A 25,358-nucleotide genomic window follows, 5' to 3' on the forward strand; every position below is an offset into this window, starting at 1 on the left:
GACATGTACTGGCAGTTGGACCACCACTTATCCTCTTCCAACTGCACCCCGAGTTGGATAGAAATGAAAAAAATCTTATCGCTGATTAGATGCGAGAAAAACGTTTATTCCATCATTTATATCGAAATGCTGCATATGAACACCTTTCTGTGCTAACTCTTTCACCGCTCGGATATGGATGCGGTTAATCCGCTCGCCTTTCATGATAAAAGGAATCCCCGGCGGATACGGTGTGATTGCTTCTGCCGCAATATATCCCTCTGCCTCTTCAAGCGGTATTTGGGCCAACTGGTACCGCGACATGCGCGACATGGTTGAATAATCTAAATCCAGTTCCGTCAATTGTTCTGTAAAAAGATTGTCTACATTCATTATATCATGATTGCGTTGATTTTTTAATTGTGCATCAATCTGCCTAATGACTTTTTTTAGCCGCTTAACTGCCTCAAAAGGAGCTAGTCCATGAATGAATAAAACCTGATAGTTAGTGGAAAACTCCGGCAATATACCTTCCTGTCCAAACAACTCCGCTATCATACCACCAGTGATGCCTGGTTTTGCCTCCAGTACTATTTTCAGCGGGTCATCTGCCGGAAGGACGTCCCAAGACTCACTCGAGTCTAAAATTTCTCTGACATCACGGGTACTTTTCATTATCAATGCCATTTCATGTTCCGTTAAATTTGCCAAAAACGAACGTGCCAAATCCAACGAAGCCATAATCGGGTATGACGGACTGCTTGACTGAATCATCTGCAAATAGTGATGAATCCGGCTATTGGAGAGCCGTTCTGACTGAACATGCAAAAAAGCACCCATTGTCATTGCAGGAGCTAACTTATGTGCCGACTGAACAACCGCGTCCGCCCCATGTGTCAAAGCAGACTCTGGAAACATCGTGCTGCTTGAAAAATGGACACCATGCGCTTCATCAATCAGGACTGGTATATCATATTCATGAATGAGATTAATCATTTCTTCTATCCCAAATGATTGACCAAAATAATCCGGATGAGTCAGTACCACAGCTTTGGCATTCGGATGTTGCTGCAGAACCATTTTGATTGTTTTAATATCCGGTGCCGTATAACGATTGACCGAATTATCAAATGCCGGTGCCATGAAAATAGGCTTTGCACCACTCAGTTCCAATCCATTAAAAATTGATTTATGACAGTTGCGCTGAACCACAATTTTATCCCCTGCAGCGCAAACTGATAATATCATGGCCAGATTCCCTGCTGTACTACCGCCGACCAAAAAGTGGGTTTGGTCCGCACCGAAGTATGCTGCAGCAAGTTTCTGAGCTTCATCAATCACACCGCCCGCTCCATGTAAGTCATCAAGTCCGGGCAGTTCCGTCAAATCCAATGGCAATATCGCATCAAAAAATTCCCGTGCATATTTCTCGAAAATTTTGCCACTTTTGTGGCCGGGCACATGAAATGAAATCGGATCATTGCGGTAAAATTGGTTCAGGGCATCAAATAATGGTGTGTTGTTCTGATTAAGATTCATGATAACCGTCCTTTTTGTATGTCTGATCATTATCATAATCAACACAAAGGACCGCTGCAACAAATTGAGCGGTCCCTTGTGTTCTAGGAATATAGTGTTGGCTGATTCATATTTTTTAATTTTTGCAGATAATAGCGATATTTTTCTTCTCTTGGTTCGGTATGAATCATGTTCGTTTCGCATTCACAACAAATGAACAATTTGTATAAATGAATGCCTCGTTCCTTTTCCTCTTCGCAAATCCCGCACCGTTCCGTCATTAGTTTTTGTACCATGTCCCCACCTCCGTTAGTTTAGTGTCTCCTAATCTAACGAATTTTATACAAATCATTGAAACTTTTTAAAAGCTGTTTTCAATAAAAGTATATTCCGGAGGGGCTTATTTCTTTACACTTCATACAAGCACAGGCCAGAACAAATTTTTCTTATAAGAGGTTATTCAAAAAGTCCGGTAAAAATGACACTTCGAATTTCTTCGTTGGCTTGTTTCTCCGCTCCTTGGAAAAGAAAAACACTTTTCCTGCGTGCGAAGCGGATTCAGGACAGCATTACTTGTGCTCATGTATCTAAAGGCATACCCTTTCGCTCCTCGAAACTCCGCCGTCTCGAACTTCTTGATCCTTTTTAGCCTCGTTTTTGACCACGCACTATAAGATCATCCATCATGTATACTTCCTGACACTATAAAATAAATAAGTGAATGGCGGCCAGTGATGTCAGGCCAAACAAACCTAAAAATCCTGAAATCAGGACGGTAAATAGATTGATAGGAATATGCAGACCGATTGCCCCGCCGAACACATTAAAGAAAAACAAAAACAATATGCCGATTCCCAATTTCACAGTACTGTTGGCAATAAAACGCATTGGTTTAACAGGAGCTCCCACAAATAATAGAATGACGATCAACGCAACCATAATCGAAATAACCAGTGTCGAACTCATGCCGAATCACTCCCTTTTCCTTGTCCCTTTCTACTTTTATATGAAAGAGCATCCGGAAAAAGAACTGAAATCTATGGATTGTATCTGATAGCACTGATTTTACGATATCTTGCCTCCCGCCATAAGAATAAGTACTTTGCCTGAGCGAGATTTTCTTTATAATGGCCATCATCTGTTGGTTCGATACTTTTTTTCACAATTGACTGGATGTCTTTCCACTCTTTTTCAAGCGTGAACAATGAATCCAATAATTGCTCGTCAACTGCCTGTTTTTTCCGTTTCTTCCCCATGCGCCTCACCTGTCTTTATAGATCTCTTCTGCCTTCCAATGCTTTTGACAGCGTTACTTCATCGGCATATTCAAGGTCTCCGCCAACCGGTAATCCGTGGGCGATACGGCTCGTTTTGATGCCTGATGGCTTAACAAGACGGGAAATATACATTGCTGTCGCTTCACCCTCAATATTTGGGTTTGTCGCCAGTATCAGCTCCTCAACCGCTTCATCTTTCAATCTGTTAATCAGGTCCGGCACATTTATATCTTCAGGGCCAATCCCGTCCATTGGTGATATCGCACCATGCAGCACATGGTATCTCCCGTTGAATTCTTTCATTTTTTCCATCGCAATAACATCTTTCGGATCCTGTACGACACAGATAACAGAGCTATCACGGGACGTATCCTGACAAATGGCACATGGATCCTGATCTGTAATATGGCCGCAGTTTGAACAGTGTGTTAATTCACGTTTTGCGTTCACCAGCGATTTGGCAAAATCCATCACGTCGTCATCATTCATATTTAAAACAAAAAATGCCAGACGAACAGCAGTTTTAGGGCCGATCCCTGGCAATTTTGTGAAACTGTCAATCAGTTTGGAAATCGGTTCCGGGTAATACATACATACGCCTCCATTAGAAAAACTCAGACCTGACCGCTATAGCGGATGGATACTGGAGTTTTTCATACAAGGTCATCTATCACATGTTTTTCGATGATTAGAACATTCCGCCAGGCAAATTCATCCCTTTTGTAAATTCTCCCATCGTGTCATTCGTCTTATCTTCAATTTGCTTGATCACATCATTTGTCGCAGTCAAAATAAGGTCTTGCAGCATATCAACATCATCAGGATCCACAACTTCTTCTGAGATTTGTATATCCGTTATTTCCTTTTTGCCATTGGCCACGACGGTCACCATTCCGCCCCCCGCTGAAGATTCAAATGTCATTTCATGAAGTTCTTCCTGAGCTTTCATCATTTTCTTTTGCATTTTTTGCATCTGCTTCATCATATTGTTCATATTTCCCTTCATGGAAAAACGCCTCCTAAAAGTAATCTATTCATCATGGATCTCAAGCAGCTCATCCCCTACCAATTTTCTAGCTTCCTCCACTAGGGGGTCTTCCTGCCGACCTTCCTCTTTAGTAGCTGATTGTTCCTGCCTGCTTATATATTCATTGCGCAGCTCCTGCCATTGATTTGCCGGAATCGGAATAATCGTCCACTTTTTTCCCGTAACACTCGTCAGCACCGACTCGACGGTATCCTGATTATCCAGAAACAATGAACAATGGATTTCATATTTAAATTGAACAACTAATGCTTCTTCAGATGCCGCTGCAGGCTTGCTGTCTTGTATTGTAGCATGTGCAGGAGCGCTTGTCGATTTCAGTTTGTTTAAAAATGAAGCCCATTGCGACTGCACTTCTTTCAGCTTTGGCCGCTCCGCTGCATCCAGGACAGCGCGGATTTTTTCATATGGAATGTTGTAACTGTTCTTGGCTGTTCTTGGTTTTGAGCGTTTCGGCTCTGGTGCTGGTGCCGGCTGCCTGGCTGCTGAAGGCGATTCCTTCAAAGCGGTCAATTCCTTCTCCAAATACTCCAGTCTGCCGATAAGCCTTGTAACAGCCTCCGATTCTGCCGCATTCTGGGTCTCTTTTTTCCGGTTATCCTTATTCGTTATTGTTAAAATAGCAATTTCGATAAATACTTTCGGGCTGGTCGTCCATTTAATTTCCTGCTGGCACTGGTTAAGACGCGTCATCGCATCCTGAATCCAGTCTTCTGTGATAGTCACAGCAAGCTGTTTAAATGATTCATCAGCCATGGCCCGCTCGAGAATCCCTTCAAGTGTCGGCGCACTTTTGTACAGCAACAAATCGCGCAGGAAATAAATCAGGTCATACACAAAACGTGCTGGGTCTTTTCCATTCTGAATCAAATCATCAAGCAATGTTAACGCCTTTTGCACGTCCTGATCATACATGGCTTGAGCAACATCTGTTAAAATCCCCTGAGCAACACCGCCTGTGACGGCCAGGACATCTTCTGTTTCGACCTGTTCATCACTGTACGAAATCGCCTGATCGAGGATACTAAGTGCATCCCGCATTCCGCCTTCTGCCGCCAGTGCCACCGTTTCCATCGCTTTATCCGATACAGCGATCTGCTCCGCTTCAATCACCATCCGCATCCGGTCGACAATGGACTTATTCGAAATTGGTTTAAAGTCAAAGCGCTGACATCTTGAAGCAACTGTCAGCGGGATTTTGTGAGGTTCGGTCGTAGCCAGTATAAAGACGACGTGCTTTGGAGGCTCTTCCAATGTTTTCAAAAGAGCGTTAAATGCACTTGTTGAAATCATATGCACCTCATCGATGATATACACTTTATAAGGGACTGAGCTTGCAGCATACTTGACCTTATCACGTATCTCGCGGACATCCTCAACACTTGTATTCGAGGCCGCATCCATTTCGATAATATCGTTAATCGAACCATCCTGAATACCGCGACAGGATGCACATTCATTACACGGTTCTTTGACAGGGGCATGTTCACAATTAATCGTTTTGGCAAAAATCTTCGCGGCACTTGTTTTTCCGGTTCCACGCGGGCCGGAAAAAATATAGGCATGTGAAAATTTTTCCTGGGCAATCGCATTTTGTAGTGTTTTAGTGATGTGGGACTGGCCGACAACATCCTGAAATGTTTTGGGCCGCCATACGCGGTATAGTGCCTGGTAGGTCATAATGAATGGTTCCCCTTTATGAGGCTTTGAAAAAGTCCCGGAGAGATAATGCAGCCAATTTCCGATCCTTTTCCCCTCTTTTTTTAAACATACATTTATAATTTCTATCTAAATTATACTCGAAGTCAGGGGTGAATGTGAAGGGGGATTGCAAATAAACGGAAGGCTCACCGCTTTATAAAACCTTATAGTTTCTAAATCCCTCTGTATAGGTTTCTCCAACAAACCCATTTGTTTTCACTTTATTAGAAAAAAGACTGCACCAACTGTCGCTTAGGACATTGATACAGTCTCTTTTCATTATGTAAACCGTGCACCCATTGTTGATCAAGCGTCCCTAAGCGTTACCCAAGTTCATGGCTCGGCTCAGGCTTCCCCGCGGCACACAGGAATGACCACTTACTGCTGCTTCCTTCCGGATCTGACAGGGTTCATGGGTTCCTGTTGCGCAGGACCTGGGCGTCAACACCATTCCCTTGAGGCAGACCTTAAAGACGTTTAACCTCGAATGGGAATTCGACCTCGCTATAGCGGATTGCGAGTACAGGGCACCGCTACCTCCCCGCTTAGCACGGCAACCATTATTATACTTACTATAAATGCAAAATGCAATCATAATCATGAAGTGGATACAATTTACAGACAGACTTACCGAAAAAAACCATTGATAAGATAAATTGTACATAACTACCCTGGTTAGTTCTTCCCCCGTAACCTCCGGAAAAAGTCTGTCAAGAGGGCACTGCATTCGGCGCGTAGTACATCGTCTGTAAGTTCAACACGATGATTAAAACGCTCATCCTGCAATAAATTCATCAGTGTACCGGCACAACCTGCCTTTGGATCCGGCGCCCCGAACACGACCCGTTTGATACGTGATTGGACAATAGCACCGGCACACATGGGACACGGCTCAAGCGTGACATACAATGTACATTCTTCAAGTCGCCAGCTGCCGATGATTTGGTTTGCCTTCTCAATCGCAATCAGCTCTGCATGGGATAGCGTCGTCTGTGATGATTCACGTATATTGTATCCTGTCGTAATCACCTCATCCTGATAAACAACTACCGCCCCGATCGGCACTTCATTCATCGCTTTTGCCTTTTTTGCTTGTCTAATTGCTTCTTGCATATATACGGCATCATTTCCCATTTCAACACCTCATAACGTTTGAAATAATCCATAAAGGAAAAACTAAACAAGAAAGGAGTGGCTTTATGGATACGTCTATTGATAACAGTGCCATTATATTTGTTGATATTATAAACGATTTTAACTTTGATGGAAGTGAAAACCTGCTGAAACATACAAATGAAATTTTACCCGCCTTAAAAAAGTTAAGGCAATTCGGCAAAGAAAATAATATCCCTATTATCTATGTCAACGATCATTACCATATCTGGCAAGCAGATTTCCGAAAGATCATCGACCATTGCCAAAACAGTCGGAATCAGCATATTATTCAAACGTTAAAACCGGATGATTCTGATTACTTTCTTATTAAACCACAACATTCAGCGTTTTTCCAAACACCATTGCATACATTGCTAGATGAGTTAGACAGAACCCATCTCATAATGGCAGGCATTGCCGGGGATATTTGTATCTTATTCACGGCAAAAGATGCTTATATGTACAAATACAGTATGCACATTCCGGAAAACTGTATGGCGTCCGAAGAAAAAGATGGCAATGAGTACGCGCTCTATCTGATGCACTCCGTTATGGATGCCCTGATTGATTCAATCTAAGTTATATCCGCCTTCCTTAAATCATAGTGTAAAAAAGGAATGAATTTAAAGGAGGGATTTTTTGCAAATTCATGTTATCAAACAAGGAGATACGATCTATAACATCGCCGATACATACGGCACCATACCAACGGACATAATTGATGCGAACGAACTGGATGCACCGAATAACCTTGTGGTTGGCCAGGCACTTGTCATTCCAATCGCGGGACAATTTTATTTTGTACAGCAAGGAGACAGCTTGTATTCGATTGGCAGGCAATTTGGTCTGACCGCTGAACAGCTTGCTCAAATCAACAATATTCCGGTTGACGGCACGTTATCTGTGGGGACACGGTTATACATTCCCGAACAGCCTAAGCCGGAAATCACTGCAAATGCCTATATTGAACCTACTGGGGGAGAAGTTTCTCAAACCTTGATCAATTCTGCAGAGAAAATAACGCCATACCTCACCTATCTTTTGCCATTCAGTTATCAGGTTAGCCGTGATGGAACCCTGACAGCCCCGCCGCTGGATAACTTTGCACAAATTGCGGCAAACCATAACACAGCGCTAATGCTTGCTGTCACCAATCTGGAGGAAGGCGAATTCAGCCGTGAACTTGGTCACATAATCCTGACAGTCCAAGCTGTTCAAAATACGCTATTGGATAATATCATTAATGTGGCAAACGAAATCGGTTTCAGAGATGTTCACTTCGATTTTGAATTTTTGCCGCCGGAAGACCGTGAAGCGTATAATAATTTTTTACGAAAGGCAAAGCAGCGCTTATCAGAGGAAGGTTTATTAATGTCCACTGCGCTTGCCCCCAAAACGAGTGCAGAGCAGAGTGGGGCATGGTATGAGGCACATGATTATGCCGTTCACGGCGAGATTGCCGACTTTGTTGTACTGATGACGTATGAATGGGGCTATAGCTATGGGCCACCACTGGCTGTATCACCGATTGATGAAGTACGAAAAGTCGTTGATTTCGCATTGAGTGTCATGCCTGCTGATAAAATTCTGCTTGGACAAAACCTCTACGGCTACGATTGGACGCTCCCATACACAGAGGGTGGTGAACCTGCGGAAGCCATCAGTCCCCAGGAAGCTATTACACGTGCACGCAACCATAATGTGGCCATCGAATTTGATACCGAAGCACAGGCTCCTTTTTATACGTATACCGACGCCCAGGGGAATAGTCATGAAGTATGGTTTGAAGATGCACGTTCCATTCAGGCAAAATTCGATATGATTAAAGAACTTAACCTTTTGGGCATCAGCTACTGGAAATTAGGCCTGGCATTCCCGCAAAACTGGCTTCTCCTACAAGATAACTTTATAATACGTAAACTCGATTAAAGAAATCCCCCTAACCGCTGTTTGAAGCGATCAGGGGGTATTTCTTTTATTATGCGCTCAAGATGTTCAAGGCTTCTCTGTTAAATGCCGGAATATCATCAGGATCACGACTTGTCACCAGCTGGTTATTGCAGACAACGACTTCCTGATCCAATACCTCTGCACCTGCATTTTCCAGGTCAACGCGGATAGACTTAAAACCAGTTGCCCTACGTCCGTTAAGTGCCCTTGCATTAATTAACAACTGCGCGCCGTGGCAGATGGAAAATACCGGTTTTTTGTCATCCATAAATTGTTTAGCAAATGTCACAAAACGTTCATCTGCCCGCAGCATGTCCGGTGAAAAACCACCGGGAATAAATAATGCATCGAATTCTTCAGGCTTCACATCATCGATACCTTCATCAACGGTGACAGTTGTTTCGTTATTTTTACCCGTTACTTCTTTACCTTTCTTAGCACCAATTGTAATCACTTCATGCCCAGCATCTTTAAATGCTCTGGCCGGCTCTGTATATTCAACATCCTCAAACATGTCTGTCATGACTGTTGCTATTTTTTTAGCCATTTAAATTCACTCCTTAAGAAATGCTCCATGATATTTCTACCCGGCAATGGTTGAATTCAAACATGCGGGCAAACTTTACTTATAAGCTATTAAACGCATTAACCCATATAAAAAAACAGACCACCAATTTAATATAAAAATTGATGGTCTGTTTAAATTCCTAACTTATTCACATGCGGCTTTAACCGAACCAACTGCCGCAAGTAAAGATTTCTATGCTATTACACTATTCTTCAAGCGTTGAAGTATCACCTGTTGGCAATCCCAGCTCCCACGATTTCAGAAGACGGCGCATAATCTTACCACTGCGCGTTTTCGGAATTGCATCTTTAATTTCCAGTTCCCGTGGTGCAGCATGTGCACTTAGGCCATTTTTGACAAATTGACGGATATCCTCAAGCAGATCATCAGACTCTTCATAGCCTTCATTCAGTGTGACAAATGCTTTCACTATTTCTCCCCGCTCAGGATCGGGTTTACCAATTACCCCGGACTCCGCAACAGCAGGGTGCTCAATCAATTTGCTTTCCACTTCAAACGGACCAACACGTTCACCAGATGTGTTAATGACATCATCCAGCCGGCCCTGGAACCAGAAATAACCGTCTTCATCCATATAGGCACTGTCACCGGAGACATACCAACCATTGATAAAATAGCTCTCATATTTTTCCGGACGCTTCCAGATCTTCCGCATCATAGCTGGCCAAGGTGCTTTGATCGCCAAATTCCCCATTTGATTTGGCGGGACTTCATTTCCTTCATTATCAACTATTGATGCTTCTACACCCGGTATGGGTTTCCCCATTGAACCCGGACGAATTTCCTGGGACGGCAAATTAACGATAAGTTGAGCACCTGTTTCTGTCATCCACCACGTATCATGAATTCTCAAATCAAACGCCTGTAATCCCCAGGTAATGACTTCCGGATTGAGCGGTTCACCAACACTCATGACATGCCGCAATGATGAAAGGTCGTGTTTTTTAACAGGATCTGTACCGGCACTGACCAATTTACGAAGGGCAGTAGGCGCTGTATACCATACCGATACATTATACTTATCAATCGTGCCATACCAGGCATCCGGACTGAAGCGGCCTCCGCGTACAACATTCGTTACACCGTGAAGCCACGGTGCAAAGATTCCATAACTTGTGCCGGTTACCCAGCCGGGATCGGCAGTGCACCAATAAACATCATCCTCACGCAGGTCCAACACCCACTCGGCAGTGGCATAATGCTGTACCATGGCGTTATGCACGTGATAGACACCTTTTGGCTTACCTGTAGAACCGGAAGTATAGTGAATGAGCATGCCATCTTCAAGGTCAACCCATTCCATATCGAAATCCGTTGATGCTTCTTTCATTTCTTGCTGATAATCAATGTATTTGTCAGATGTTTCGTTGTGTTCACCTATAAGCACAATCTTTTTAAGATCAGGCAAATCATCCTGCGGCACCCGGCCAAGCAAATCCGGTGTCGTAATCAGCATACTTGCCTCGCTGTCCTCCAGACGGTCACGTACTGCCTGTTCCATAAATGCCTCAAATAGTGGTCCGGCAATAGCGCCTATTTTCAGAATACCAAAGAATGTTGCATAGAATTCCGGGCTTCTCGGCAGAAACATAAAAATGCGATCGCCTTTTTCAACACCCTGTTTTTTCAAGACATTGGCAAATTGATTACTCTTCTTGCTTAGTTCACCAAACGTTACTTTTTCCTCACGATCGGGTGATGAATACAATAACGCAGCTTTATCTTTTTTATCCGGGTTTTCCGCATGGCGGTCAACAGCTTCATACGCCATATTGACTTTACCCGTATCATTCCAGCTAAAATGTTTTTTCATATCATCCCATGAAAATGTCTTGCGCATCTTTTCATAGTTTTGCAGATTGTACGTACCATCTTGTGCAGGTATACGCTGCATATCCATTCCTATCACCTCATCCAGTAAAATTTGTAATCGGTTGCAAAACCGCTTACTTCAAAATACGTTATAATTGTACTAATTATACAATCATAATGCATTTTTAAAATTTCCGGGTACTATCCATTATTTTAGAACATTTTGTGACAAGTTTAAAGTATTTTAATTGTTTATGATTGAAAAACACTTCTGTACCAGCTTTCATACAGGAGACGGTAACATACCACGTATAACAGACGCCCCCGGCAGGAATCGAACCTGCGCACACGGCTTAGGAGGCCGTTGCTCTATCCCCTGAGCTACGGGGGCAACATACTCATGAAAAGCACCTTAATGCTTAATTCTAACAGCGGAAAAAAGGCACAATAAACATTATACAAAATTTCACGCTAAATGAAAAGGCAGATTTTGATTTTACGTGGAAGTGGCTTTTTTTCTGTGCTACAATGTCAAAAGTGATAGAGACGGATTGGAGGGAAAGTCATGCCACAAGTTCCATTTATTGCAATCGAAGGGCCTATCGGAATCGGAAAGACGTCACTTGCAAAAAAACTTTCCGTCCATTTTGATTTTCATCTGTTAAAAGAAATTGTTGAGGAAAATCCGTTTCTCGGAAAATTTTATGATGATATTGAAGAATGGAGCTTTCAAACGGAAATGTTTTTTTTATGCAATCGTTTTAAGCAATTGGAAGATATTGAACACAAATATCTGAACCGAAACAAAGCGGTCATAGCCGATTACCATATATCCAAAAACATGATCTTTGCCGGACGCACACTACAACCGGATAAGTTTGATAAATATGAACAAATTTACCACATATTAACGAAGGATATGCCTGTGCCAAATATAATGATTTACTTACATGCCAGTCTTGACACGATTTTAAAACGGATTCGGCTTCGCGGCAGGGATATCGAACAAAACATCAAAGCGTCTTATTTGTCGCAGCTCGCACAGGATTATGAAAGGTTCATGCATGAATTTGAGATGCTTCATCCCGATATTCCGGTCATACGGATCAACGCGGATGAAATGGATTTTGTTAAACACCAGGAAGATCTTGATAAAATTATCAATATAGTGGAACAGCAAATGAATAACCGCAAAAAAATATCCAAATAGTAAGTAAAGGGGAACAAACATGAATTTACGTGATAAATACCGGATTCCGCATGACAGTATCATTACTGTTGCCGGAACTGTCGGCGTCGGCAAATCCACGATGACAAAAGCGTTAGCAAACGCTTTGAACTTTAAGACATCCTTCGAAAAGGTTGACACGAATCCATACCTCGGAAAGTTTTATAAAGATTTTGAACGCTGGAGCTTTCATCTCCAAATTTATTTTCTAGCTGAGCGTTTCAAGGAACAAAAGAAAATATTTGAATATGGTGGCGGGTTTGTCCAAGATCGTTCCATATATGAAGATACAGGCATTTTTGCTAAAATGCATTACGAGAATGGAACGATGTCCAAAACGGACTATGAAACCTATACCAATCTATTTGAAGCCATGGTGATGACACCCTATTTTCCACATCCCGATTTATTGATTTATTTAGAGGGTTCTTTTGACCACATTCTTGAGCGAATACAAAACCGCGGACGTGAAATGGAAAAAAATACATCAATTTCCTATTGGGAAGAATTGTATAACCGCTATGAAGAATGGATCAACAACTTCAATGCTTGTCCGATATTACGCATCGATATTTCTGATTATGATCTACTTAAACAAGATGAGCCCATTGAACCGATTCTGGAAAAAATCGGCCACTTTATTCAGCAATCACGCAAATGGAAGACAAGAGAAATCATCAAGTGAAAAGTGCTCCCAAATACGGAGCACTTTTTAAAAGAAAATTTTATAACACCCTCTGTAGTGATTTATATCACCACTAGCCTTTCGCATTTACGTTACAGTAAACGATGAAACATACTCTCGTAAACAGAAAGGGGCATCACATTGGCTGTCATTCGAACGGAAAATGAAAAGGACCTGGTCGTAGAAGCAGATTTATCCGATCTCCAGGCATTCATTAATGAGGCAACATCGAATTTGGTTGTATACAAAGATGAGATTGCCATGATTTATGATAAAATGCCAAAGTTTGATTATATATATTTTTGCTTCTATGCGTATTCAACATATCGGTTGCTGGAAGCGACATTTAATTTTGATACAAGCGATGTTGGGCATATCCGCGTTTCTGCGCCGGATGAATTTTTCTATGCATTCTATGGCATGATTGCAGCCCTGCATGCTCAAGTAACGTTTTAAGAAAAAAGAGGATCCAGTGTATCACAGGGTCCTTTGTTTTTTTAAAACTTTTTTCCTAATTCAACCGAGCGTCCGCGGGCACTTTCCACACACGACATTATCGTTTCTTGAAAATTATGTTCAGCTAATGTTTCAAGTCCTGCCTGGGTAGTGCCTCCGGGGCTTGTTATATTCTCACGAAGTTCGGACGGATTCAATCCGGATTTTGCCAGCATTTCCCCGGCGCCAACTATTGTTTGTGTAATCAAATCATGTGCTGTATTAGAATCCAAACCGGCTTTGGCTGCCGCCGATTCCATTGCCTCAACCAGATAATAAACATATGCCGGACCGCTTCCCGATATGGCGGTAACCGTATGCATATCCGCTTCTGCTACTTCGGTCGCTGTACCGATTGTATTAAACAGCTCCATAGCCGTTTGAAGATGTTTTTCCGTGGCAAATTCCCCCCGGGTGACAGCTGTGGCAGATTGACCTGTTGCAGAAGATGTATTAGGCATTGCTCGGACTACAGGTACCTCTTTGCCGATCAATTCTGATATTGTATCAGTTGAAACACCCGCTGCCACTGAAATAAGCAACTGATCCGTGCCCAGGTAATTTCTGATTGACGTCACCGCACTCTCTACGTCATAAGGCTTAACGGCTATGACTACAATGTCAGCGCCATTCACTGTTTTTTGTTTGTCGTCTGTATTTTGAACATTATATTGTTTTTCCAGAAATGCCAGGCGGTCTTTATCAGATTTATTCGTTACAACAATTTGCTCTTTCGGAAAAAACTCACTATTTAATATTCCGGTCAAAATTGATTCAGCCATTGATCCGGCGCCGATAAATGCCAATTTTCCACTCATCTTTTTCTCTCCTTTGAATTTTAGGTTGATTTATGAATTCAGTTATATTAAAAACACCCCAATCGAATCCTGTGTGAAAAGGACGGATTGGGGTGTTTCCGTGGTACCACCTTGTTTGGCATGCTGAACATACCCACTCTGTTTTCATAACGCAGTGGGGTCTGCGGTCAGGTTTGATCTGACAACTCCAAGGCAGGTTTCACAAAAGCTGTGTTCCCATGGAATCTCTCAGCCGGTGAATTCCACTCTCTTACGGATAGCATTTTTGCTACTGACCTCTTCTTCGTTATATCGTTATATGTCTGTAAAATTATTATCTTCACGTATATGATAGTATTTTTATGTACTATACCTGCTAACCTTCCGAATGTCAACTATTTTTAAGAAACTTGTTCCGACGGCCCACTTCCGTAACTGCCCAGGCTCACGATCCAAAGAAGCAAATAACGGAAGAGAGGGGCCGCCTAAACCGGGGCATCCATATCTAACGGATCCTCATTCCGCTAAATGGACACAAATCACCCTATTTAGTGCTGTAATGAATCCCTATTCCGTTATTCGGGTAAAAACAGAGCGAAAATAGGGTGGAAAGAGGAAATAAGGGAATGAGGATCCGCTAACGTGCTGGAAAAGCTTTAATTGACGCAAATAAGGGAATGAGGATCCGCCGAAGCTGGATTTTCCCGACAGAACAAATCCTCATTCCGCTTCAGTGTTGGGTATTCTCAAATTTTATACTTTCTTTTAAGGTCATCCATAAATTTATACTTTTTAACGTTTAAAAAACCGCTACATATAATATAACGGTAGAATTGCTTATTTTCTATTTTTACGCATTAGATAAAGTGAAGGAGGTAGAGGGATTCGAACCCCCGCGCGGTTTGACCCGCCTGTCGGTTTTCAAGACCGATCCCTTCAGCCAGACTTGGGTATACCTCCATATTGACGACAAGAATAAATTTAACATGCATTCATTAAGTTGTCAATTCTTTTTTATTCTTTTGATAGCAGGGTTGGAAGTAAGTTAATCTTATCCCAACCCGTTATCAATTCACATGAAAATGAAATGACTTGTTCCTTAATTGTGTTTTATATCCTTATAACGTGCTTACCGCCCATATAAGGACGAAGGGCCTCAGGTATCATAACCGATCCGTCTTTCTGCTGGTAATTTTCCAGAATGGCAGCCACTGTGCGCCCGACAGCAAGGCCTGAGCCGTTCAGCGTATGCACAAATTCCGGTTTGCCGTTTGCTTCTCTACGGAAACGGATGCCGGCACGTCTGGCCTGGAAGTCTTCAAAGTTGGAACACGACGAAATTTCACGGTATGTTTCCTGGCTCGGAATCCACACTTCAATATCGTATTTTTTGGCTGCTGTAAAACCTAAATCACCCGTGCACATGCTCATGACACGGTATGGTAAATTTAAACGGTGCAACACTTTTTCTGCATTACCCGTCAATGTTTCCAACGTATCATAAGAGTCCTCAGGTTTTGTGAAGTGGACCAGCTCGACCTTATTGAATTGATGCTGACGAATTAACCCGCGTGTATCACGTCCGGCTGATCCTGCTTCAGACCGGAAATTGGCGCTGTATGCCGCATATTTCTTAGGGAGGTCTTCTGCACTCAGAATCTCATCACGATGGAAATTGGTAACGGGTACTTCAGCTGTTGGAATCAGGAAATAATCCCAGTCCTCCAGTTTGAATACATCTTCAGCGAATTTGGGCAATTGCCCGGTTCCCGTCAGGCTTCCGCGGTTAACGATCTGCGGCGGCATCATCTCTGTATAGCCATGTTCATCCACATGCAGATCCATCATAAAGCTTATCAGCGCCCGTTCCAGACGCGTTCCAAGCCCTTTATAAAAAACGAAACGGCTTCCGATAACTTTAGCAGCCCGTTCAAAATCAAGAATGTCCAAATCGGCACCAATATCCCAATGCGGTTTTTCATCAAAATCAAATACTGGTTGATCACCCCATTTACGAACCAGTACATTATCATTTTCATTGTCACCTATCGGAACACTTTCATGAGGGATGTTCGGGATCGAGAGCATCATTAATTGTAACGCATCTTCAATTTCTTTCAGTTCTTTATCGAAATCCTTAATTTTTGCTCCGACCTCCCGCATTTCCTTGATGGCTGAATCCGCATCTTTCTGCTCCTTTTTCAGAGCGGAAATCTGTTTCGATGTCTCATTGCGCTTCGCTTTCAGTGACTCGGTCTCAGAAATTAATGCTCTGCGCCGTTCATCAAGCTCACCGAACCGTTCAAGCTCTGCTAGGTCCTCTCCGCGATGAGCCAATTTTTCCTTTACCTCCTGAAAATTATTCCGTAAAAATTTCATATCCAGCATAGTAAATGCCTCCTTTTAAAATACATTGCCGTTAACCAAAATTGGCACCAGATGGGCAAAAAATTTAAATTAAGTTAGAAAAACTCGGCATTCGCCTCGTCTTATAGCGAATGCCGAAGCTTTTCTTATAAGGTCATCCATATTTTATACTTTCTGACGTTATAAATAAAAAACTCCCGTCCCTGATAAATCAGGGACGGGAGTTTTTCCCGCGTTGCCACCCTTATTGAAGCGCATGTTCGCTTCCGGCTCAAATACGATAACGGCGTTTAGCCGGGTATGCTTACTAAAACATTCAGCAAACCAGTTCAAGGATGGATTCACAGGGTGCTCTTATCGGTTTTCACCCGCCACCGACTCTCTTTAGAAAGGCAATCCTGCTACTGCTTCCTATCACGACTGTTCCTAATATTAAGCTATATCATAACGAATTTTGCATTAAAATGCAAGTGTCTGTTTTGATTGTTCCACCATTTGGGCAAAATATTCAATCAAGCGATTGTCATCGGTCAATTCAGGATGAAAGGCTGTACACAAATAATGTCCTTGTCTAGCAGCAACAGCCCTGTTCTTGTAAGCAGCCAGCACTTCCACATCAGATCCCATTTCCAGTATATACGGGGCGCGGATAAACACTGCGTTAAATGCAACCCCAACATCATTTACATCCAAATTCGCTTCAAAGCTCGCCACCTGGCGGCCGAATGCATTCCGGGCAACCTTCATATCCATTAATCCTAAATGTGTCTGCTCTTGATTCTCAATAGCATTCGCCATTAAAATCAATCCGGCACACGTACCGAAAACTGGTTTACCTTGTTTTCCAAACTTCTGGATTGCATCAAAAAAACCATAGCTGTCAATCAACCTGCGCATTGTTGTACTTTCGCCGCCAGGCAGAATCAGACCATCAATTTGTGTCAGCTGTTCTTTACGTTTAATTTCAACGGCTGCAGCACCTGTTTCCTCAATTGATCGGATATGCTCACGCACAGCGCCCTGCAATGCCAGTACACCAATAGTGTTCATAACGATGCCTTCCTTCTACTCGCTGCGGTCCTGCATGCGATCATGTGCTTCCAAAGTACCCATTTCAATGCCTTTCATAGCAGTTCCAAGATCTTTAGAAAGCTCGCCAATCAATTGGTAATCCGTATAATTTGTTGTTGCTTCAACAATAGCTCTTGCAAATTTTTCCGGATGGTTCGATTTAAAAATACCGGATCCGACAAACACACCGTCTGCTCCAAGTTGCATCATTAATGCTGCATCAGCCGGTGTTGCTACACCGCCTGCTGCAAAATTGACGACCGGAAGACGGCCTTGCTCTTTGACTTCCATCAGCAGTTCATATGGTGCACCGATTTCTTTTGCATAGGTCATCACTTCATCTGCTGACATGGACGTTAGCTTTCTTATTTCCGATTGAACCTGACGTATATGACGTACTGCCTCAACGATATTCCCTGTACCCGGCTCACCTTTTGTCCGGAGCATGCTTGCCCCCTCACCGATACGGCGTGCTGCTTCACCAAGATTACGGCATCCACACACAAACGGCACAGTATAATCGGATTTCTTCAAGTGATATTCTTCATCTGCAGGGGTCAGTACTTCACTTTCATCGATATAATCAACACCCATTGCTTCCAGGACTCGCGTCTCCACAATGTGTCCAATACGTGCTTTTGCCATGACTGGAATGGAAACGGCGTTCATAACCTCTTCTGTGATTTCCGGACTTGCCATCCGGGCCACACCACCGGCAGCGCGAATATCAGATGGCACCCGCTCCAATGCCATGACAGCAACTGCACCTGCCTGTTCCGCAATTTTTGCTTGTTCAGCACTGACAACATCCATGATGACGCCGCCTTTTTGCATTTCTGCCATACCGCGTTTAACGCGTTCAGTTCCTGTGTTTGCCATATGATTCCCCTCCATTTATTTAAACTAGTTAAACCAGCCTTTCACCGTATCAACAACCGTATTGAAAATATTGCCAAAGAATCCACCAATGGCACCAAGTGTCAGCATAAACCAATTATCTTTTTCAACACCTTTTTGTGCCACCAGATCGATTGATTGTTTGTCAGCATTCGGGAAAATGTAGCCATAATCATTTTTGCCATTATAGACAACTTGGGCTGTACCGACTTGTTCGCCTTTTTCAATTGGCGCTGCCAGCTTGCCATCTTTATTCAGTTTGTCTTTATCCAGTTTATATTTAATGCTGTAATTTTCGGACTGTTCGCCAATTACAGGTGCTTTAAATGCTTGGCTAGTAGCGACTTGTACACTATCTTCTTTACCTTTTGAAACGGGGATGTCTGACTTACCTTCCAGTTGATACCCTGCTGGGAAAATTTCCTGGTTTTCAAATTTCTTAAAGCCATAATCCAGTAATTTTGCCGTTTCCTTAAAACGGGCTCCCTTGCTGTCTGTTTTCATGACAACAGATATATATCGTTTATTATCTTTTTTAGCAGTTCCTGTAAAGCAATAACCTGCCATGTCAGTGAAGCCGGTCTTCAATCCGTCTATGCCTTCATAATAGAATTGTTCTAAGTTAACAGAGTCATGCTCCAACATCCAGTTTAAGTTTTCCACTGTATAGCCTTCAAACTCAGTCTTCGTCTGGCTGGTTACTTCCAATGCCTGCGGGTAGTCATTCACCAGGTTGTAGGCCAGTAATGCTGCAGACCTGGCTGATAATCGGTTATTTCCGTTCGAATCTGTCCCTTCAGGCGCATTCTCACCGAGTGAACTATTGGCTAGTCCAGTTGAGTTAACAAATTCATACTCAGGCAGCCCCATTTCTTTTGCCTTGTCGTTCATCATCTTGACAAAGTCACCTTCAGAACCTGCAATAAGTTCTGCCAGTGCAATGGTCGTACCATTATCCGAAAAGACAGCCATGGCATTATATAATTCTTCGACTGTATATTTCTTATCCTGTCTCAGACCGATACCTGAGAAAGTAGCATTTGCTGATATGCTATAGGCATAGTCGCTGATCTTTGTTTTCGTGTCCCAGCTGATGTCGTCTTTCTCAATCGCTTCCTGAACCAGATATTCAGTCATCATCTTAGTCATACTTGCTGGAGGCAGTGCCATATCGGGATTTTTGGCATAAATCACCTTACCGGTTTCAGCATCAACTAATATAGCTGATTTTGCATTAATATCTGGCGTTTCTGCTGATTGCACAGAAAACGGTTGTACCGTTACTGTTGTCAGCAACACCAGTACCGCAAGAAATAAAGATACACTTTTCTTCATGTTGTATTTCACTTTCTCTACCCCCGCCATATAATGAAATGAATGGTTTATGTTCGTTTAATTACCACACCAAAATATTTTATCATAAAAAACAGAAAAAAAATAGATAGGGTATAGCCCTATCCATCAAAAATTTAACGGGTTATATTTATTGCGGCTACAGCTGTATAACCTGTTTTATTTATGAGTAATTCGGAGCTTCCTTCGTTATTTGCACGTCATGTGGATGGCTTTCTCTTAATCCGGCATTTGAAATCCGGATAAACCGGGCATCATGCCGTAATGCATCGATTGATTCCGTACCGCAATAGCCCATGCCTGCACGAAGTCCGCCCATCAACTGATGAACTGTGTCAGCAAGCGGGCCTTTATAGGCTGTTCTACCCTCTATACCTTCAGGGACCAGCTTTTTGGCATCTTCAGATTCTTGAAAATAGCGATCCTTGGAACCGGATTTCATGGCACTTACTGATCCCATACCGCGATAGACTTTATATTGTCTTCCTTGGAATATCTCCGTTTCTCCGGGGCTTTCTTTTACACCGGCAAACATACTGCCGAGCATAACAGCATGAGCACCGGCTGCAAGTGCCTTCACAATATCACCCGAATACTTGATGCCGCCATCAGAAATAACCGGCACACCATATTCGGAAGCTGCGAGTGCACAGTCGTGAACAGCAGTTATTTGCGGAACACCAACACCAGCCACAACCCTGGTTGTACATATGGAACCCGGACCTATGCCAACTTTTACTGCCGATACACCTGCTTTAATTAATCCGACTGTTGCTTCAGCAGTTGCCACATTTCCCGCTATAATATCAAGCTCGGGATATGCCTTGCGAACTGCATGAACCTGATCGAGTACACCTGAGGAATGACCATGGGCCGTATCGATAACAATCACATCGACACCTGCATCAACCAGCTTGTTGATGCGCGTCATCGCATCACCTGTTACACCGACAGCTGCTCCAGCTAATAGTCTTCCAATAGAATCTTTCGCTGCATTCGGGAATTCAATCACTTTTTCAATATCCTTTATCGTAATTAAACCTTTCAATATTCCGTTTTCATCAGTTAAAGGCAGTTTCTCAATCCGATGTTTCTGCAGCAGACCTTCTGCTTCCTCCAGTGTTGTTCCTACGGGTGCGGTCACCAAGTTCTTACTTGTCATCACTTCTTTAATCGTGGTGGAATAATCCTGAATAAAGCGCAAATCACGGTTCGTCAAAATTCCGGTCAATTTTTGATCATCAATATTGTTAACGACTGGAACGCCGGAAATCCTGAATTTCCCCATTAAATGTTCAGCATCATAAACCTGATGCTCCGGGGTAAGGAAAAATGGATTCGTAATCACGCCGCTTTCTGACCGTTTCACACGGTCAACCTGTTCTGCTTGATCTTCAATCGACATATTTTTATGAATAATCCCCAGTCCACCTTGCCTGGCCATCGCAATTGACATATCCGCTTCTGTTACTGTATCCATTCCGGCACTTATCAGTGGAGCGTTAAGTCTGACTTTTTCAGTTAGCGCTGTACTGACGTCCACATCCTTTGGTAATACCTCAGATCTGTCTGGCATCAATAAAACATCGTCAAATGTCAAACCTTCTTTTGCAAACTTATCATCACGCATCTTTTATCCTCCTATCTTTAGTGGTGTTAACAACATGATTAATTATATTGCAAATTGGTGAAACTAACGCATATACACCAATGGAATTCTATTGTTTTATAGAATACGCCAACCAGCACGCTTTTTCAACACAATAAGCAATATGTAATAAAAGAAATTCTATTCGGAAAATTTACACACGCGAGGGAGCGCAGTTTATGACAAAACATCATTTGAACGGCTTTTTTACCTATCTGCAGTCACAGCAAACAGCCCGCATGTATTTACAGAACTGTTATCACCGGTTGCATGGTGTTGATGCCATGGTAAAAAGTTTTGAGAACTGCAATAAATTCATGCACTATTTGAATCATGGTCTCAAGTTTTATGAAAATGGCAAACAAATGGAAACCCTTTTGCAGCCCATGCTGTTTTTTTATGGCATGGTCCATTTACTGAAAGCAGCACTTTTAACAACAAGACCGGACTACCCTGAATCAACAGCAATATTGGCTCATGGTGTATCAAGCCGAAAACGCAAAAAGCGAAATTATGCATTCATGGATGATGAGGTCAAAATCCAACATAATGGATTGTTTCCTTATTTCTCTGAACACTTATTCTCGACCAATAAGACCCCAATTGAAAAAATAAAAATGGAGCAGCTATTTTCGTTAATTCCTGAAATGTCCCCAATATTTAATTTTCATCAGACGGAAAAAATGATTACCATCGGAAATGTTGAAACCACCCGTTTACAATTTTCGACTGTTTTATTAGACAACTACCATTTGACGGCAAATGCTTTCATTAAACGTCTCAGCCCTCATTTACCATCAATTCGTCATACGGAAACAAAAAACAGCACTCTTCATGTTGATTTATCAGCCCCATTCGAGCCGGCATATACAAGTCCTTTTTTCACGAGTATGCATAACAAGGGGATTTATTTTCCGGTATATCGCGATCTTTTTTTGCCGATTTCCGACATGATGACTCACTATTTACTTCTTTATAATTTGAGCATGTTATGTCGCTATGAATCCGAGTGGTGGGGGGATTTGCTCGCCTCGAAGCCCGATGCGGACTATCCATTCATTAAACATTTCCTGACAATCACTGCTGAAAAAATGCCGCAAGCATTGGAGGAATATTTATTATGTCTGAATGATTGACACACCCTTTAAGCACTAACCCTCAAGTGAGGCTAAACTCAGTCGCTCTATACTTTTCTGATCTTTTCAAAAAAAGTAACCCAGAACGAATCGAAGCCTAATCCGTTGTGGGTCACTTGTTGAATGATTTAACATGTTATAATTCTTCATTTTTCTGATCATCCGCTAATCCTGAATTGGTTTCAGTTTGATCGGATTCTTCAGGTTCTGGCTCCGGTTCTTCTTTATCTATCTTTGTAACCGTTGCAACCTCTTCATCTTCCTGTAAGCGGATCAGTTTGACACCTTGGGCATTCCGTCCGGTCTGGGAAATGCCTTCAACCGAAATGCGGATGAGCACGCCGGCTGCCGTGATGAGCATAAGGTCTTCTTCACCTGTAACAGCTTTAACCGCCACAACATGATTGTCATCCGATAGTTTACAAGTGAAAATACCTTTTCCACCACGATTTGTTTTACGATATTGATCCTCAGGGGTCCTTTTCCCGATACCTTTATTGGTGACATGGAGTATCTGTAAGTCTTCATCCAGTATCTCCATAGATACTACTTCATCATCATCCCGCAGTGAAATACCACGTACACCTGCTGCATTTCTGCCCATTGAGCGAACCTGCTCCTCTGAAAAACGGATAAGATAACCATTTTGGGTACCCATCATTACATCTTTTGTACCGTCAGTAAGCCTGACCGAAATCAACTCATCTTCTTTCCGCAATCCAACTGCAATTAATCCGCCTTTTCGTATATTGGCAAATTGTGACAATTGAGTACGTTTAGATAACCCGTATCTTGTAGTGAAGAACAGGTAATAATCCTCACTGTATTCAGATACTGAAATAGCCGTATTAATCCATTCATCTTTTTCGATCTGCAGCAGATTGATAATCGGTATGCCTTTGGCAGTCCGACTGAACTCAGGTACTTCATATCCTTTGGCACGGTATACCTTCCCTTTATTCGTAAAGAAAAGGATAGTGTCATGAGTGGACGTGGATACCAGGTGTTCAACAAAGTCATCATCGTTTGTTCCCATGCCCTGGATACCACGGCCACCGCGCTTTTGTGTCCGGTATGTCGATGCAGGCAGGCGCTTGACATAGCCTTGGTGGGTAAGCGTAATGACTACATTTTCCTCTGGGATCAGATCTTCATCTTCTATAAAATCTGCTCCGCCGGAAACAATCACCGTCCGTCGCTGATCATTATATTTTTCTTTTATTTCTCTTAGTTCTTCACGGATAATATCCAATACTTTTTCTTCATCAGCCAAAATAGCTTTCAGTTCATCAATCTGTTTGAGAAGGTCGTTGTATTCATTGACAATTTTTTCGCGTTCCAGACCTGTCAGACGCTGCAGCCGCATATCCAGAATGGCCTGTGCCTGTTTCTCACTCAGACCGTAATTCTCCATTAGTCCGTCCCGGGCGATATCAGTTGTTTTTGAGTTACGGATAAGCGAAATAACCTCATCCAAGTGGTCCAATGCTACGCGCAGACCTTCCAGAATGTGCGCACGTGCTTCGGCCTTCCGCAATTCAAAAGCAGTGCGGCGTTTAACAATATCTTTCTGGTGTTCCAGGTAATGTTCGAGACATTGTTTAATGGTCAGCACTTCCGGACGCCCATCAACCAATGCCAACGTATTGATACCGAATGTCGTTTGAAGAGCTGTGTGTTTATATAAATTGTTTAAGACAATGTTTGGATTCGCATCACGACGCAGTTCAATGACGACACGTAAACCATTCCGGTCCGATTCATCGCGCAAATCAGTGATACCATCAATCCGTTTATCACGCACAAGGTCTGCGATTTTTTCAACTAATCTTGCTTTATTCACTTGGTAGGGTAATTCAGTCGCAATAATAGTTGACTTGCCACTTGGCTGTTCTTCAATATGAACCTTAGCCCGAATCGTCACAGAACCTTTTCCGGTTTCATATGCTTTGCGGATACCACTTCTGCCAAGTATTTCACCTGCTGTCGGAAAGTCAGGACCATAAATATAGTTATCCATTAAGTCATTAATCGTAATGTCAGGATCTCTGCTGATTGCCAACACCGCATCGATTGTTTCACCAAGATTGTGAGGCGGTATGTTAGTTGCCATACCCACTGCAATACCGGCTCCACCATTAACCAGCAAGTTCGGAAAGCGGGCAGGAAAAACTACCGGCTCTCGTTCTGTTCCATCATAATTATCCGCAAAATCAATCGTATCTTTCGTGATATCACGCAATAGTTCCATGGAAATTTTTGACATACGTGCTTCTGTATAACGCATAGCTGCTGCTGAATCACCGTCTACAGACCCAAAATTGCCGTGACCGTCTACAAGCATATAGCGATAGCTGAAATCCTGTGCCATACGTACCATCGACTCATAGACAGCAGAATCACCATGCGGATGATATTTACCGATGACTTCACCGACAATACGTGCAGATTTTTTATATGCTTTATCTGCATGCATTCCAAGATCATTCATGGCATACAGTATTCTGCGGTGGACGGGTTTCATGCCATCTCGCACATCCGGCAATGCCCGTGATACGATAACACTCATTGCATAGTCAAGGAAAGATGTGCGCATTTCCTGATTAAGATTAATTTCCTGAACACTGGGACGTTGTTCATCCGCCATTAACAAAA

The 25,358-nt window shown here is 42.7% G+C and carries 23 protein-coding genes, 2 tRNA genes, 1 other RNA gene and 2 other annotated features; of the genes, 6 read left to right on the forward strand and 20 right to left on the reverse strand.

The genetic code is table 11. The annotated features are described in order from the left end of the window. Nucleotides 1-75: 75 nt before the first annotated feature. The 9 genes from IEW67_RS05075 to tadA form a co-directional block, all read right to left on the reverse strand. Nucleotides 76-1,518 (reverse strand): aminotransferase class I/II-fold pyridoxal phosphate-dependent enzyme, encoded by a 1,443-nt coding sequence (locus IEW67_RS05075; RefSeq protein WP_188631982.1) that lies wholly within the window; start codon nucleotides 1,516-1,518, stop codon nucleotides 76-78. 83 nt (nucleotides 1,519-1,601) lie between these two features. After that, nucleotides 1,602-1,793, reverse strand: a complete 192-nt coding sequence (locus IEW67_RS05080; RefSeq protein WP_188631983.1) for a sigma factor G inhibitor Gin — start codon at nucleotides 1,791-1,793, stop codon at nucleotides 1,602-1,604. Nucleotides 1,794-2,199: 406 nt separating this feature from the next. Continuing rightward, on the reverse strand, nucleotides 2,200-2,463 hold the full coding sequence (locus IEW67_RS05085; protein ID WP_188631984.1) for a pro-sigmaK processing inhibitor BofA family protein: 264 nt from the start codon (nucleotides 2,461-2,463) through the stop codon (nucleotides 2,200-2,202). A 71-nt stretch (nucleotides 2,464-2,534) separates the two neighbouring features. Beyond that, the gene (locus tag IEW67_RS05090; RefSeq protein ID WP_188631985.1) at nucleotides 2,535-2,753 is read right to left on the reverse strand and encodes a YaaL family protein; all 219 of its coding nucleotides are present in this window, start codon (nucleotides 2,751-2,753) and stop codon (nucleotides 2,535-2,537) included. Between the two features lie 15 nt (nucleotides 2,754-2,768). Next, complete coding sequence (gene recR, locus IEW67_RS05095) at nucleotides 2,769-3,365, reverse strand: recombination mediator RecR (RefSeq protein ID WP_188631986.1); 597 nt, start codon at nucleotides 3,363-3,365, stop codon at nucleotides 2,769-2,771. A 97-nt stretch (nucleotides 3,366-3,462) separates the two neighbouring features. Continuing rightward, nucleotides 3,463-3,780, reverse strand: a complete 318-nt coding sequence (locus IEW67_RS05100; RefSeq protein ID WP_188631987.1) for a YbaB/EbfC family nucleoid-associated protein — start codon at nucleotides 3,778-3,780, stop codon at nucleotides 3,463-3,465. 24 nt (nucleotides 3,781-3,804) lie between these two features. Continuing rightward, nucleotides 3,805-5,499, reverse strand: a complete 1,695-nt coding sequence (gene dnaX / locus IEW67_RS05105; protein ID WP_188631988.1) for a DNA polymerase III subunit gamma/tau — start codon at nucleotides 5,497-5,499, stop codon at nucleotides 3,805-3,807. A 309-nt stretch (nucleotides 5,500-5,808) separates the two neighbouring features. Then, an RNA gene (ffs, locus tag IEW67_RS05110) (signal recognition particle sRNA large type) lies at nucleotides 5,809-6,074 on the reverse strand. Nucleotides 6,075-6,195: 121 nt separating this feature from the next. Beyond that, nucleotides 6,196-6,654: a tRNA adenosine(34) deaminase TadA gene (gene tadA / locus IEW67_RS05115; protein ID WP_188631989.1), complete on the reverse strand. Its 459-nt coding sequence runs from the start codon at nucleotides 6,652-6,654 to the stop codon at nucleotides 6,196-6,198. A gap of 65 nt (nucleotides 6,655-6,719) precedes the next feature. Here tadA and IEW67_RS05120 point away from each other — a divergent pair, with 65 nt between their 5' ends. Both IEW67_RS05120 and IEW67_RS05125 read left to right on the forward strand, forming a co-directional pair. After that, nucleotides 6,720-7,253, forward strand: coding sequence for a cysteine hydrolase family protein (locus IEW67_RS05120; protein WP_188631990.1), 534 nt, complete (start codon nucleotides 6,720-6,722; stop codon nucleotides 7,251-7,253). A gap of 61 nt (nucleotides 7,254-7,314) precedes the next feature. Then, nucleotides 7,315-8,604 (forward strand): glycoside hydrolase family 18 protein, encoded by a 1,290-nt coding sequence (locus IEW67_RS05125; protein ID WP_188631991.1) that lies wholly within the window; start codon nucleotides 7,315-7,317, stop codon nucleotides 8,602-8,604. Nucleotides 8,605-8,653: 49 nt separating this feature from the next. Here IEW67_RS05125 and IEW67_RS05130 read toward each other — a convergent pair whose 3' ends face one another. The 3 genes from IEW67_RS05130 to IEW67_RS05140 all read right to left on the reverse strand — a co-directional run bounded on the left by IEW67_RS05130 (nucleotide 8,654) and on the right by IEW67_RS05140 (nucleotide 11,417). Continuing rightward, on the reverse strand, nucleotides 8,654-9,172 hold the full coding sequence (locus IEW67_RS05130; RefSeq protein WP_188631992.1) for a type 1 glutamine amidotransferase domain-containing protein: 519 nt from the start codon (nucleotides 9,170-9,172) through the stop codon (nucleotides 8,654-8,656). A 226-nt stretch (nucleotides 9,173-9,398) separates the two neighbouring features. Further along, entirely contained in the window at nucleotides 9,399-11,114 is a 1,716-nt protein-coding gene (gene acsA / locus IEW67_RS05135; RefSeq protein ID WP_188631993.1) for an acetate--CoA ligase, read from the reverse strand. Between the two features lie 231 nt (nucleotides 11,115-11,345). Next, a tRNA-Arg gene (locus tag IEW67_RS05140) sits at nucleotides 11,346-11,417 on the reverse strand. Between the two features lie 174 nt (nucleotides 11,418-11,591). On the opposite strand from IEW67_RS05140, the gene IEW67_RS05145 reads away from it, so the two are divergent. The 3 genes from IEW67_RS05145 (at nucleotide 11,592) to IEW67_RS05155 (ending at nucleotide 13,395) form a co-directional block, all read left to right on the forward strand. Continuing rightward, nucleotides 11,592-12,236 carry a deoxynucleoside kinase gene (locus IEW67_RS05145; protein ID WP_188631994.1) on the forward strand — a complete coding sequence of 215 codons (645 nt, stop codon included), beginning with the start codon at nucleotides 11,592-11,594 and terminating at the stop codon, nucleotides 12,234-12,236. A gap of 19 nt (nucleotides 12,237-12,255) precedes the next feature. Then, nucleotides 12,256-12,939, forward strand: coding sequence for a deoxynucleoside kinase (locus IEW67_RS05150; RefSeq protein ID WP_188631995.1), 684 nt, complete (start codon nucleotides 12,256-12,258; stop codon nucleotides 12,937-12,939). Between the two features lie 141 nt (nucleotides 12,940-13,080). Then, on the forward strand, nucleotides 13,081-13,395 hold the full coding sequence (locus IEW67_RS05155; protein ID WP_188631996.1) for a hypothetical protein: 315 nt from the start codon (nucleotides 13,081-13,083) through the stop codon (nucleotides 13,393-13,395). 41 nt (nucleotides 13,396-13,436) lie between these two features. Here IEW67_RS05155 and proC read toward each other — a convergent pair whose 3' ends face one another. The 7 genes from proC to guaB all read right to left on the reverse strand — a co-directional run bounded on the left by proC (nucleotide 13,437) and on the right by guaB (nucleotide 21,549). Beyond that, entirely contained in the window at nucleotides 13,437-14,252 is an 816-nt protein-coding gene (gene proC / locus IEW67_RS05160) for a pyrroline-5-carboxylate reductase (protein WP_188631997.1), read from the reverse strand. 75 nt (nucleotides 14,253-14,327) lie between these two features. Then, nucleotides 14,328-14,545 (reverse strand) — a binding site (T-box leader). Between the two features lie 556 nt (nucleotides 14,546-15,101). Continuing rightward, a tRNA-Ser gene (locus IEW67_RS05165) sits at nucleotides 15,102-15,191 on the reverse strand. A gap of 150 nt (nucleotides 15,192-15,341) precedes the next feature. Next, nucleotides 15,342-16,619, reverse strand: coding sequence for a serine--tRNA ligase (gene serS / locus IEW67_RS05170; RefSeq protein WP_188631998.1), 1,278 nt, complete (start codon nucleotides 16,617-16,619; stop codon nucleotides 15,342-15,344). Nucleotides 16,620-16,808: 189 nt separating this feature from the next. After that, nucleotides 16,809-17,025, reverse strand: a binding site (T-box leader). A gap of 32 nt (nucleotides 17,026-17,057) precedes the next feature. Continuing rightward, nucleotides 17,058-17,648, reverse strand: coding sequence for a pyridoxal 5'-phosphate synthase glutaminase subunit PdxT (pdxT, locus tag IEW67_RS05175; protein WP_188631999.1), 591 nt, complete (start codon nucleotides 17,646-17,648; stop codon nucleotides 17,058-17,060). A gap of 15 nt (nucleotides 17,649-17,663) precedes the next feature. Then, entirely contained in the window at nucleotides 17,664-18,548 is an 885-nt protein-coding gene (gene pdxS, locus IEW67_RS05180) for a pyridoxal 5'-phosphate synthase lyase subunit PdxS (RefSeq protein WP_188632000.1), read from the reverse strand. Nucleotides 18,549-18,572: 24 nt separating this feature from the next. Continuing rightward, the gene (locus IEW67_RS05185) at nucleotides 18,573-19,913 is read right to left on the reverse strand and encodes a D-alanyl-D-alanine carboxypeptidase family protein (RefSeq protein WP_188632001.1); all 1,341 of its coding nucleotides are present in this window, start codon (nucleotides 19,911-19,913) and stop codon (nucleotides 18,573-18,575) included. Nucleotides 19,914-20,082: 169 nt separating this feature from the next. Continuing rightward, nucleotides 20,083-21,549 (reverse strand): IMP dehydrogenase, encoded by a 1,467-nt coding sequence (guaB, locus tag IEW67_RS05190; RefSeq protein WP_188632002.1) that lies wholly within the window; start codon nucleotides 21,547-21,549, stop codon nucleotides 20,083-20,085. Nucleotides 21,550-21,746: 197 nt separating this feature from the next. On the opposite strand from guaB, the gene IEW67_RS05195 reads away from it, so the two are divergent. After that, on the forward strand, nucleotides 21,747-22,703 hold the full coding sequence (locus tag IEW67_RS05195; RefSeq protein ID WP_188632003.1) for a YaaC family protein: 957 nt from the start codon (nucleotides 21,747-21,749) through the stop codon (nucleotides 22,701-22,703). Between the two features lie 136 nt (nucleotides 22,704-22,839). On the opposite strand, the gene gyrA is transcribed toward IEW67_RS05195, so the two are convergent. Beyond that, a complete protein-coding gene (gene gyrA / locus IEW67_RS05200) occupies nucleotides 22,840-25,350 on the reverse strand; it encodes a DNA gyrase subunit A (protein WP_188632004.1) in 2,511 nt (836 codons plus the stop codon). Nucleotides 25,351-25,358: the final 8 nt, after the last annotated feature.

The organism is Lentibacillus kapialis (genome assembly GCF_014646635.1).
GTDB classification, from domain to species: domain Bacteria; phylum Bacillota; class Bacilli; order Bacillales; family Amphibacillaceae; genus Lentibacillus; species Lentibacillus kapialis.